Origin of the sequence: Crocinitomix catalasitica ATCC 23190 (assembly GCF_000621625.1) — a bacterium.
In the GTDB taxonomy this organism is placed as follows: domain Bacteria; phylum Bacteroidota; class Bacteroidia; order Flavobacteriales_D; family Crocinitomicaceae; genus Crocinitomix; species Crocinitomix catalasitica.
In genome coordinates this window covers 1-12,246 of sequence record NZ_JHXV01000008.1, presented here as the reverse complement: position 1 = coordinate 12,246, position 12,246 = coordinate 1, and the positions used below count along the sequence as shown (strand labels likewise).

Genomic DNA, 12,246 nt, shown 5'->3' with positions numbered 1-12,246 from the left:
ACTTAGTTTTCGCTTACAATTGTTTCAATAACTGTCACATGCATTCCTTCAAAAGCACCAGGCAAAGGTTTCGCCAACATTTTAACACCATCAGTAATTCCTTTAACAATACTTGAATTTGATTTGTCAAAAATTATATCAACCGGTAAAAGGCTCAATTGATTGTCTTGAATAATGAAGATACTTTGATTATTTACCAATAAATTTCTTGGAATCTCAATTGCATCAATCACATCATGTGCATCAATATCAGCTTCTATAAATTCACCTTCATTTAAATCCTTCGCGACTACTTCAACAAAAATTTGAATGGTTTGAGAACTCGTATTTATTTGTGGATTAATTCTTGTTACTGAACCTGTCCAAGATTTTGATTTATCGATATTGGTTAAGCTTACTTCTTTACCAACTGCCAATAAGTCTTTCAAAGTCGAATTCACATTCAGCTCTAATTCAAAAACACCAGGCTTAATAAACTCACCCAATTTTTGTCCTTGATTCACCAAAGTTCCAGGCGTAACATTTGCAGCAACCAATACACCACTATATGGTGCAGTGATTGTGTATTTATTCAACCTCGTCTCTAAATTCTTGATACTATAAAAGGTTGTAGAAATATTCTTCCCTGTTATATAATGCGACTCTTGTTCTGACTTTGCTTTTGGCAAACTAGGCAGATTCTTTTCAATGTCGATTGAACTCAAATAATCCTTCCACATTTGCAAAGACCCTGGATAATCAAATTGAATATCCGCTAAGATTCCCGTCACCGCATTTTTAAAAGCAGCTCTTTGAGAAACGACAGATGCATTATATTCCGCATTATTAATTCGAATTAAGGTTGAACCCGACGAATAAGCCGTTCCAGGTTTAAACGATTTGCTGCCACCTTGAAAAACCCCAGTAACTTCAGCATAAATTTCCATTCTATCTTTTGCAACTACACTTCCGCTTGTTGCGATTGTAACTGGCACTGCTTTATTTTCAGCAATTTGAACATAAACTGAATTTACAGTGTTTTCAATCTTTTTTTCTGGTTCTTTCTTGCTATTTGTCAATAGACGATTTCCTAAAAAACCTAATGCTAAGATGGCGATTCCGGATATGGTAATTATAATTTTTCTCATTGGTCTTTATTTGATTGTGCTTGATCATTAAATCCTTCCATTATGTTTGATTGGATTCTTTTTAAAATATTAATTGTTTGTTCTATTTCTTCTGGACTGATACCTTTTTGAATAATTTCAAAAACCTCCATAAAAACTGGCGTTGCATCTTTTATAATAGCTAACCCTTTTTTGGTAATGAATAATTGATTTACCCGCTTATCTTCTTCGGAAGGGATTCTTGCCAAATAATTTTTCTTTTCTAAGGTATTGATTGCCCGTGCAAGTGATGATTTATTTCGATTTGAAAAAAATGCTAAATCATTTTGACTAACACCGATGTGGTCTTTCAATTTAAGCAATAGTATAAATTGCATTTTAGTAAGGTCAAAACCGTTGCTTGCTAACATATCATCTACCCGATGCTCCATTAACTTCACCGTTCTTCCTAAGTTTGGCGCCAATGCATTTTGAAAATCTTTTGGTATCATGCTGCAAATGTAATACAATTATTAGTTGCATACACAACTAATTAAGAATTTTTTGAAAATTAACCAGACTAAAAACAACTAAAAAGGACTATTTCAATAGATCATGAAGGTAATTTAAATAAATGTAAATCTTTTTTAGTTGCATATCAAACTATTCTATTTTACATTTTAACTTTTTTAATTACGAGCTTAGACTATAAGCTTATAGAAAGGTTTAAAATGGCATTAAAAAATGTATAAAAAATTGATTATCATATCAATAAGTGTCACAAGTATAACTTTCAAAGCCAATAATGCTAACTTATTGTTCCTCAAGGCTTATTAAAAATCCGTATATTCACGAAAACATAAAAACATAAAAACATGAAACAAATTTACTTTTTACTAACATTATTAATATGCAACTTCAGTTTTGCACAACCAGATTGGACGCATACATCATGTGGAGACGATCCTGTTGAGTATAATATGTCATCTTTATTAGCAGATGGTAACGTAGTTATTCTTGATTTTTCTGCCGTATGGTGTGGACCATGTATTGCAAATGCTCCAAGACTTGAAGAAGTATGGACAGATTTTGGATCTGGTGAAGAAGGTGTATATGTATTTGATTTTTTAATTCAAAACGCTAGTTATGCTGCAACAGATTGTGACGACGTATTAGCTTGGGAGGAAGATTTAGATTTAACTTACCCAGGATTCGCTAATTGTATTCCAACTTTTTCAGCTTATGATGCAGAATATGGTGAAGGATCAATTCCATTAATTCTTGTTTTTGTACCAAATCCAGATGCACCAGGCGAAGGAACATTGGTTTACAATTATATCACAGGATTAGGATCTGTAACTGGAAATGTACATACGGACATTACTAAAATTCTTGAAGACAATAATGTAGTTGCTGGATTAGAAAACACAATTACAAAAGAACAAATTGTTGCTTTCCCGAATCCTACAAATGGTCAAGTAACTTTTACTGGACAATTGAACAATGTTGAAGTTTATAATTCAACAGGACAAATGGTAATTAATATGACGAATACTTTAGAATTAGACTTAACTGATTTACCTGATGGTTTATATTTAGTTAAATCTGACGAAGGGATTCAAAAATTGATTAAGGAATAATATTGCTTTAAAAAGCTTTTTAAAAGGGAATACGTGATACGTGTTCCCTTTTTTCATGCCATGAAAACTGAAGTTCTCCTACTTAATTAGAAGACCGAAACACAGTAAAATTCTTGAATATTTTTAAAGAAATAAGCAATAAAACACAGCTAAAAATGGTTACTAAATACGCTTCAGTATTCGATTTGCAAACAGTGATAAAATAGGAATGAAACAAGGCTTAGCAATGACAATGGATGCCTTAGATAAAATCTACGAATCAATGAATAAATAGCTATGTAATCGCTTAGAAAAACACGAATCATCACCTATTTCTGCCATTTTTTTCGTACTATTAAGTCTAAACTTCCAACTTATGAAAAAAATATATGCAGTATTGAACTTAATTGTTGTGGTTACAGTTATCATCTGGAATTACGTTTCAAATACAGGTAAAATAAATGGTAAAACCATTGGAGAAGTTAGTGATAAAATTGACAATCTATTTACACCTGCAGACTATGCTTTTGCCATTTGGGGTGTTATTTTTCTTGGCTTAATTGCCAATGCGATTTATCAATTGAGAGTTGCTTATGGCAATGACGAGTCTAAACAAAGAGATGTATTAACAGGACCATGGCTCATTATTGCTAATATCGCTAACGGCACATGGATTTATTGTTGGCTCAATGACTATACAGGACTTTCTGTGCTGGTAATGATTGTTATTCTATTGTCACTCATTAGAATAACCTTCTTATTGCGCTTAGAAAACCATACCCCATCGCGAGAAGTGATTATGCTTTCCTGGTGGCCGAACACCATTTATTTCGGATGGATTTCTGTTGCTTTGATTGCTAATATCTCCGCTTACTTTGCTAAAATTGGTTGGGCAGACAATGTAAACGAAGTGAATTATACGATTGGAATGGTGATTGTTGCAACAATTGTAAATCTTGCTGTTTTATACACAAGAAATATGCGTGAATTCTGTTTGGTTGGTATATGGTCGCTAATCGCCATTGCCATGCGCAGTGAAATTAGTTCGATTTATTATACCGCCTTAATTTGCGCCGGACTCCTTGCTGTTTTGACAATGTTACATGCCATGAAGAATTATAAGCAGAATTCGTTATTGTGGTAGGGGCTTGTGACTTCGACTTCCACTTCGGCTTCGCTCAGTGCGCCTACTCAGTATGAGGAAAACCACCGCTGGAAGGAGACTGAATTTTGAAAAGGTATTAATTGATAATGAAGATGAAAGGTGACTGAGGAGGAACCAACGCCAGTTGGGTACTGGACTCGAAGGTACCGGAAAAACCACTGCTGGAATTTGTTCTGGCCATCTAGAGATTGATGAAAACTCCTGATAATTTTATAACTATTGGGTGGCGATCGTTAACTTTATAAAAATGAATTAATATGTGCACTGCAACCTATATCAAAGACAAAAACAACCGTATTATATTCACGACCAATCGTGATGAGCAAGCTGCGCGCCCAACCTCACCACCTCAAATTCATTCAGTAGGAGATTTACAATTATTATTCCCCCAAGACCAGTTGGCTGGAGGAACTTGGGTTGCTGTGGGTCAAAGCGGAATGATTTCTTGTATTTTGAATGGAGCCAAAGATGAGCTTCCATGGTTAGGCAAGACAGCCGATAAAAGTCGCGGGCAAGTATTATTAGATAGTTTTTTATTTGCTGATGCAGAAGACTTCTTAGCGAATGGAAATTTTGAAAAAGCAAATCCTTTTACCCTATTGCGCATTCAACCTAGGCAACCAAAAATTTTTGTTATTAAGTGGAACGGTTCAAAAAAATGGATGGAAGAATTTGATGCTAACCAACCACAAATCTGGTCGGCTTACACCCTTTATCCGGCCGAACAACGGCACGAACGCGAAATCATGTTTCAGAATTGGGCCAAAAACGAAAACAATTTGGAAGCTGCTAAAATTTGGCAAATGCACCAAGCATCCAAATCGAAGAATGGTTTATTACTTGAAAACAGTCCACATGTCAATACTGTGAGTACGACCCAAATCAAAATAGATACCGATCATGCGAGCATGCACTATTATCAAATGGATTAAGCATTAAATACTGAGGTTGTTTTAGACCTTTATTAAGGCTTAAATTTTCGACAGTTTTAAAACGTGTTTCTTATTTGCATTGTCCAGAATCACTACAAAATAATTCCCTTGCAATAAGCGCGTGCAATCCATGGTGATTTCGTTGCTTGAATTATTAAAATGTGAAACATCAATACTTCTTCCCGACACATCTGTTAACATAATTTCTGCAGTTGCTAAATCAATTTCAGTACTTTTAATTGTGATATAATTTCTCGCTGGATTCGGATAAAGTTCAATTTCACTTTGCTCATTAACAAGCTCACTCAAACCAGCAAAATCTCCAAACGGAATATCAGCGCCATACATACCTCGACCATGCGTACCAATAAATATTCTATTTGTGAAATATTGAATCTCAATATCGTTAACAGAAGTATTGGGTAAACATCCAAACTTTTCCCATTCGGTCATCGTGCTATCTCTATAATAAACAGCCCCATAAGTTCCAATAAAAACGCCCCCTGGTTTGTTTTCGTAAAGTTCTAAAGACATGACTGGTAAATTTGGTAAACCATCAGAAAGGTTAGTCCAATTCTCGCCTCCATCTTCAGACATATAAACCTTTCTTTCATTGGAATAGCCACCATAACTAATATAGATGATATCCTCATTTAAATGATCAACCTCCAAATCAGTGATTGATCCAAAATATGGCGTTCTTATAAATTCCCAAGCCTCAAGACCTGCTTCTTTCACATACAAACTACTTCCTCGGCTTACATATACCTTATCAGGATTCGATGGTGCAATTGCCAACTGATCTAAATCAGCTCCACCACCTAGAACAGGATCGCCAAGCGTTTCCCAAGTATCACCATTGTCTTCTGAAACATAAACCGAAGTATAACCAATCAATAAGCGATCACTATTACTCGGATCTAATTTAAAAGGCGCTTCCCAAGATCCACTTTCACCTTCAGGTTGAATATCTACATTCTCTCCGTCTTCCCATCTTCGAATTGCACCAAATTGGTACGCCCAATAACGCACACCAGCATCTGAGGGATCAATATCTTGTCCCATTCCATCTCCAGTTTCGGCATATCTCCACCACTCACTATCCTCTCCTCTAAAAACATTTCCATTGTCTTGCGATCCTCCTCCTAATACTTCGGTCTCTGTTTGTGAAACTGCAATATCGTAGAATTGTGTAATCAATAAATCTGTACTTAAGTTAGCAAATGTATTGGTGATTGTATGCTGACGAAAGACACCGCCATCATTACAAAAATAGACTTGATTATCCACCAAAGGATTCACAAAAACATTCCGTTGATCAACATGAATGAATGGCAAACCATCTGCTCCTAACCATTGTGTTACTGGCTCAAAACTATCACCAAAATCAGTTGATTGATGCACTTCAAAATTTCCTACATTCAAAACATCATCATTGCCAGGTGAAAATTCAATCACCATATTACTTTCAGGTAAAACCTTTGTTGCAAATGTTAATCCATTATCAATTGACGTATAAAGATTTCCAGCACTCGTGGCTACCACTCGTTCCGACCCTTCCATTAATGACACTGCGATGCGCACATCACTTCCTCCAAAATCTTGAATCAATTCAAAACTATCACCGCCATCTTCACTTCTGTAAAATTCGCCAGATCTCTCACCTGCATACACAATATTAGGATCCGTTCGACTGTATTTTACCGAATGAAAACTCCCTTCTAAAACACGTTCGTTCGTTGCAAAAAAGTCCTCACTCTTATACAGTCCATTCGCAGTAGCAGCCATTACACTTTCTCCATCCGAAGGATTCTGATCAAGATAATAAATGCGTTTATCATTTCTCAATTCCCACGTTAAATCCGTCGCTTCAAAAGTCACCCCTCCATCATTTGAAATATAGATACCAATTCCACCAGGACCATACCAAACAATATCACTCAAAGCCACTAAAATTCGATCGGTATCCTCCGGATCGATTATGATTCCACCCACGGCGGCCAGTGGCAAATCGTCATTAACAATGGTATGCGTTAAACCTCCATCAGTTGTTTTCCATAAACCTCCCCATGCCGCACCGACATAATAGGTGTTAGGATCGGTTGGGTGAAAAGCAATTGAACTCGTTCTACCTTGGTCAATTTGCCACCCCATATTACTGTTATAACTAATATTTTCCCAATCCACAGCAAAGTCGCTATCATCACATTCGGCAGCACGATCCATACCTTGTGCATATTTTGTAAAATCACCTAAAGTTCCATCCTCATTCAAATGATTCTTCCAGAACGAAGACCAACGTTGATATTTAACAAAAGCACCATCTCTGAATTCACCTACACATAAATCTGCCGGCGTTAAATCAGGATATTTCATTGCGAAATAAGTATCCGCTTGTTCTGTTATTGCAGCATAAGTTTGATTCGACCCAAATAGATCAGCTAAATAAACTTTCGCTGGTAGACTGGTATCAATGGTTGAACTGGTTTGAGCAAATGGTTGTGCAATTGTTAGACAAATTGCAAGGAATGAAAAAATGATTTTCATGCGAGTAACGATATTTTTTATGTAAGACATGTTTAATGAGACGTCTAAAATAATTAAAATTTAACCGTTGAAATGTGCTTTAATTATTTATTCTTGGAATCGTATTTGGAAAGTCTTGTATACTTTAGTTTTCGCTTGTGACTTCGAGTCCACCAAATCGATTACATCGATTTGGTCCTCAGTCACCGCTCACAAGAGACTGAATTTTGAGAAAGTACTGCAGGGCAGTTAACGCTAATATAATTTAACATATTGAGCATATACTATACCGAAGACAAGGTGACAGAGGTCTTGCGAGACGACAGGTTCACTTCGGCTACGCTCAGTGAACGGGCATCCAAGATATAATAACTATATGTCATATTCAAAACCGACTAGTTCTTCTGAGATCGACCATAATTTGCTGGCAATAGCCTCATCATAAGCCCTTGGTTTTGCTTTCACTTTTGCTGGTGGACCTTTCATTTCTTTGAAGCCGATTGGGCCAAAATAATCTCCACCTTGCACATCATCATCAAGCGCCGCCATTAAAGTTGGCAATGCACCTTTGGCGGGTTTATGCGTGAAAAATTGAAAAACAGGCATAAATACATAATAGAACACCTTATTCATATGTCTACCCAAATCGGTTGTGGAAACACCTGGATGACAAGCCACAGAAACCGTTGTTTTATTGGCTGTTTTTAACTTCCTATTCAACTCTTGCGCGAAGAGTAAACAAGCCAATTTACTTTGTCCATAAGCCGTCATTTTTGAATAAGATTTTTCGGCATTTAAATTCTCAAAATCAATCACACCCGTTTCGTGCGCTTTGCTACTTAAGGTTACCACTCTGGAATTTGGTGTGGCATTCAATAAATCGATCAATAAACCCGTCAATAAAAAATGGCTTAAATAATTCACCCCCATTTGGCTCTCAAAACCATCCTTCGTTTTTTGAAACGGAGGAATCATAATTCCAGCATTATTGATCAATAAATCGAGTTGTTGGTGCTGCTTTTTATACGTCTCTGCAAATAACCGTACAGATGCTAAATCCATTAAATCCAATGGAATTAGTTCAATTTTAGCAGCTGGAATCTCAGCAAGAATACGCCCCTTTGCTTCTTCCGCTTTCTTCGTATTCCGACAAGCCATAACTACTGTTATTTCTTTCTTCGCGAATTGCAGCGCTGTTTCAAAACCTAATCCAGTATTTGCTCCAGTCACAATAGCAATACGGCCATTCTGAGCTGGAATCTTATTTAAATCGAAAGTGCTTTCCATATCATTAAAGATACAAACTATAGTTGGGAAATGAAGGTAATTACCCCTGAACTATTTGCACTTATTACAGCAAAATTTAAAACAAAAAAAGTCCCCTAGGCAGATTTCCCAGAGGACTCATAAAAAACTAAGTTAACCCAAAAACCTAGTTACTAACTCAATAATTCTTTATCAATTGCTTCTTTTAAATGCGGCTTTGGCAATGCACCCGCCTGCATTTTTGGCTGCCCTTCTAATGGAATGAACAACATAGAAGGAATGCTTCTAATTTGAAACATCGCCGACAATTCTTGTTCTACTTCAGTATCCACCTTGTAAATCACTAATTTGTCGCCATATTCCGCTGCTAATTCCTCCAAAACAGGAGCAATCATTTGGCAAGGTCCACACCAATCAGCATAAAAATCAATTAATGCAGGTACTTCACCTTTAAATTTCCACTCTTTATCTTTTGTATAGTCGAAAACGTCACTCTTAAACTTCTCCGACGTTAGTTGTATTGTTTTCATTTCTTTTGCTTTTACACTACAAAGATACATGTTCAAACATACTTGCACGGTAACAATTGTTACTGAAGTCTTTATTCTTAAGAAAATTTATGACTTGGCCAGCTCCCGCAATAGGCATTGCGCGATCCCGCTATTCGTTATATCTTTTTTATTAGCTGCGCAAAAAAAAAAGGATGCCACTAAACTTGTGCTGAGCGACAACGGAAGCATCGGTGCAGGGTTCAACGAAGCACTTGTGCCTGCAACAAAGACCTAAACCTTTGCTTTATGCAATTGTGTTTCGCCTTTTTTATTCTTAATCGTGATTGATTTTAAATGCTCATGAGGGACGTGCTTAATTTTTGCTTTCCGGTCGTCTTCAGCATTCGACTTATCATTGTAAAAATCCAAATCCGCTAGTAATACAATTGGCCAATATTTTACCTCATTTTTTGTGAACGATCCTCCATCCTCCAATTCATATTCTACTGTATGTGAATCAAATGGAAGCAAACTACAAATTATTGCCTCAACAAATTCAACTGCGTCCTCACCCCCAATATCTATTGCCGTACTCAATTCCAGTTCAGCACTTGCTGCAGGTAAATAGAAGTTAACCTCACGCCAAAACATGGCGTCTTTGTTGAATAAATCCGTTTCGTTCATACGACAAAGGTAGCTATTTGTTTTTTTTAGGAGGTGCTAGATCCAACTAAGCGTAAAGCTTCGTTGGACAAAGTGCTAGCACGATGTACTGACTTCGCTCAATGCAAGAACATAAGGCACCGCTATTAAAAAACGATATTCCTAAACCTTGATGCAAAACTATCTAATATATGACCTTTAGATTTTTTAATATCCGCTTCAATTTCGTTTTCACTTATTTGTTTAATCTCAGCAGCATCTTTTGGAGTCACGCCATGTTCCACAACTAAATTCAACGTCACGGCCGACAAAGGCGCTAATTGGTTCATCACCAAATTCAAATGCGAAGCAATACCTTTATCCCCAACCTCATTCCGAATTTGCTCCAATTGTTGTCGTTCAGCATCCGTTTTAAAAATCTCAGCCAATACCTTTTCACCGGATTTTGTGATAGCACTGTCAGACATTTTCAATTCAACCTTACCCGTTTTATCCGACGTATCAATTTTATCTTCCAACGCTTGCCATTCATCAGTCGAATAATTGCCAAAATCATTGAAGAAAAAATCGTCAAAATCTTCCTCTACAATTTGATCTTCAATTAACTCATCCATTTTAATATACAACCAATTCGAAAACTCATTCGCCGTTTTAAATCGTGCAAATTCATCATAAGCCGCAATAAACAAGTCGTTCGTAAAATCACTCACCTCATATTTCCCTTCAGGCAATTGACCTCTATTATGCGCAAGCCTCAACCTACTCGCCACATACTTTTCCATCTCTGGCAAAGCGGCCAACATTAAATTATTGAAGCTTTTTTGATCATCTAAAGCCTTAAAATTTACCAAGTCCATCCAAACTGAAATAAACTTCTCATGAATCGATTGTGCGTGAATAGTGCTCATAATTATTGTATTAGTATACTCAAATGTACAACCTCCACTACAAATTTAATATGACGTATGTCAGGAATGGAGATGATTTATAGAAGAAGGTTTGAGGAGTGCGTAGATTAAAATAAAATCTGTATTTTGTAAAAAAAGAGCGTAAATGAGTGTATTTGATAGAATTGGCAAAGGATGGACATTAGGCATAACAAGTTTAAACGTCATTAAAAAGAATAAACAATTGGTATTATTCCCCATCATTTCTGGTGTATTCCTGGTATTGGTGATTGGAAGTTTTATGGGATTGGCTTATTCTCAAATGGGATTTGAAGCCATTGAAAGAATTGAGCAAGGCTCAGTAACTGACTATGCTATCGCCTTTGTATTTTATCTCATCGCTTATTTTATCATCATATTCTTTAATGTTGGTTTGGTCCATTGCACAAAAATCTACCTTGAAGGCGGCACACCAAAATTTAGTGATGGCGTTAAATTTAGCAAGACAAGAATTACTACCATCTTAGGTTGGTCTGCGCTTTCAGCAACTGTCGGATTAATCATTAAAGGCATTCAAGAAAACACTGGTACAATTGGCAATATTCTATCCAATATTGTTGGAATCATCTGGTCTATCGCCACGTTTTTTGTGGTGCCTGTTCTGGCATACGAAGAGGTTGGACCTATCGAAGCTTTGAAACGTTCAGGCGCTATCATGAAAGAAAAATGGGGAGAATCAATTGGCGCTTCATTTAGCTTTGGAATTTTAACTTTTCTAGGCATTTTGCTGATCGCATTACCGGTTGGTTTTTTATTGTCTTATCTCATTCATCCTGTTCTAGGAATTGGCACTGGGATTTTATTGGTGTTTTTCATACAAAGTATTGTCTCATCGGCTCAAATGGTTTTTATCACAACGGTTTATCACCAAGTTGCGGATGTCAGTCCTATTGAGAACAACGATTTTAATCCTGAGATTTTGGATAGTTTGTTCGTTGAGAAAAAGAAAAAGGGGATTTTTGGGTAGAGATTTGTGACCTCGATTGCCGCTTGTGACTTCGAGTCCCGCGCAAAAGCGCGCCTCAGCCACCGCTAGTAATTGTTCTGATTACCGTGAAGGCACCGACTACCATGCCACCGCTGGAACTTGTTCTAATTTTCGTCCTCCCAAAAAGCTTTACTCAATTCAACTAATTTATTGAGATCACTATTAATCAATGCTTCTTTCTTTGCACGAGACCAACCTTGAATCTGTTTTTCACGACGAAAAGCTTCATAAATTGTACTATGACATTCGAGGTAAACCAATTCAACAGGAAAGTATTTTTTAGTATGATTCGCTCCCTCTCCATTCTGATGTTGAGCTAGTCTTTTTTTAATATCAATTGTACTTCCCGTATAATAACTATCGTCTGAACATTTTAATATATAAGTATATCCTAGTTTCATAATTTCATTTGGGTGAAAAAATTAAGTGGATGTAATTTACTGAAAATTTGGTAAATAGATCCGCTTGTGACTTCGATTGCCGCTTGTGACTTCGAGTCCACCAAATCGATTGCATCGATTTGATCCTCAGCCACCGCTGGAATTTGTGCTGATTTTTTAGAAG

At 36.6% G+C, this 12,246-nt stretch carries 12 protein-coding genes; 4 read left to right on the top strand and 8 right to left on the bottom strand.

Annotated features, from left to right (window positions below; all coding sequences use genetic code 11):
• Positions 1 to 2: 2 nt before the first annotated feature.
• Both T367_RS0105980 and T367_RS21575 read right to left on the bottom strand, forming a co-directional pair.
• The gene (locus T367_RS0105980) at positions 3 to 1,127 is read right to left on the bottom strand and encodes an efflux RND transporter periplasmic adaptor subunit (protein WP_027419021.1); all 1,125 of its coding nucleotides are present in this window, start codon (positions 1,125 to 1,127) and stop codon (positions 3 to 5) included.
• Positions 1,124 to 1,597, bottom strand: a complete 474-nt coding sequence (locus T367_RS21575; protein ID WP_051568390.1) for a MarR family winged helix-turn-helix transcriptional regulator — start codon at positions 1,595 to 1,597, stop codon at positions 1,124 to 1,126. The genes T367_RS0105980 and T367_RS21575 overlap by 4 nt, the downstream gene beginning before the upstream one ends.
• A 363-nt stretch (positions 1,598 to 1,960) precedes the next feature.
• Here T367_RS21575 and T367_RS0105970 point away from each other — a divergent pair, with 363 nt between their 5' ends.
• The 3 genes from T367_RS0105970 (at position 1,961) to T367_RS0105960 (ending at position 4,801) form a co-directional block, all read left to right on the top strand.
• Positions 1,961 to 2,725, top strand: a complete 765-nt coding sequence (locus T367_RS0105970; protein ID WP_027419020.1) for a T9SS type A sorting domain-containing protein — start codon at positions 1,961 to 1,963, stop codon at positions 2,723 to 2,725.
• Between the two features lie 355 nt (positions 2,726 to 3,080).
• Positions 3,081 to 3,848, top strand: coding sequence for a hypothetical protein (locus T367_RS0105965; protein ID WP_027419019.1), 768 nt, complete (start codon positions 3,081 to 3,083; stop codon positions 3,846 to 3,848).
• 278 nt (positions 3,849 to 4,126) lie between these two features.
• Positions 4,127 to 4,801, top strand: a complete 675-nt coding sequence (locus tag T367_RS0105960; RefSeq protein WP_027419018.1) for an NRDE family protein — start codon at positions 4,127 to 4,129, stop codon at positions 4,799 to 4,801.
• Between the two features lie 39 nt (positions 4,802 to 4,840).
• Here the strand turns inward: T367_RS0105960 and T367_RS0105955 are convergent, their stop codons facing one another.
• From T367_RS0105955 to T367_RS0105930, 5 genes are all read right to left on the bottom strand, one after another.
• The gene (locus tag T367_RS0105955; RefSeq protein ID WP_169736029.1) at positions 4,841 to 7,348 is read right to left on the bottom strand and encodes a T9SS type A sorting domain-containing protein; all 2,508 of its coding nucleotides are present in this window, start codon (positions 7,346 to 7,348) and stop codon (positions 4,841 to 4,843) included.
• 351 nt (positions 7,349 to 7,699) lie between these two features.
• Entirely contained in the window at positions 7,700 to 8,614 is a 915-nt protein-coding gene (locus T367_RS0105950) for an oxidoreductase (protein ID WP_027419016.1), read from the bottom strand.
• 152 nt (positions 8,615 to 8,766) lie between these two features.
• A complete protein-coding gene (gene trxA, locus T367_RS0105945) occupies positions 8,767 to 9,123 on the bottom strand; it encodes a thioredoxin (protein ID WP_051568410.1) in 357 nt (118 codons plus the stop codon).
• Between the two features lie 252 nt (positions 9,124 to 9,375).
• Complete coding sequence (locus T367_RS0105935) at positions 9,376 to 9,768, bottom strand: hypothetical protein (RefSeq protein ID WP_027419013.1); 393 nt, start codon at positions 9,766 to 9,768, stop codon at positions 9,376 to 9,378.
• A 125-nt stretch (positions 9,769 to 9,893) separates the two neighbouring features.
• Positions 9,894 to 10,655: a hypothetical protein gene (locus T367_RS0105930; protein ID WP_027419012.1), complete on the bottom strand. Its 762-nt coding sequence runs from the start codon at positions 10,653 to 10,655 to the stop codon at positions 9,894 to 9,896.
• A 145-nt stretch (positions 10,656 to 10,800) separates the two neighbouring features.
• Here T367_RS0105930 and T367_RS0105925 point away from each other — a divergent pair, with 145 nt between their 5' ends.
• On the top strand, positions 10,801 to 11,661 hold the full coding sequence (locus T367_RS0105925) for a DUF6159 family protein (RefSeq protein WP_027419011.1): 861 nt from the start codon (positions 10,801 to 10,803) through the stop codon (positions 11,659 to 11,661).
• A 125-nt stretch (positions 11,662 to 11,786) separates the two neighbouring features.
• Here T367_RS0105925 and T367_RS0105920 read toward each other — a convergent pair whose 3' ends face one another.
• Positions 11,787 to 12,083: a GIY-YIG nuclease family protein gene (locus tag T367_RS0105920; protein WP_027419010.1), complete on the bottom strand. Its 297-nt coding sequence runs from the start codon at positions 12,081 to 12,083 to the stop codon at positions 11,787 to 11,789.
• Positions 12,084 to 12,246 lie beyond the last annotated feature (163 nt).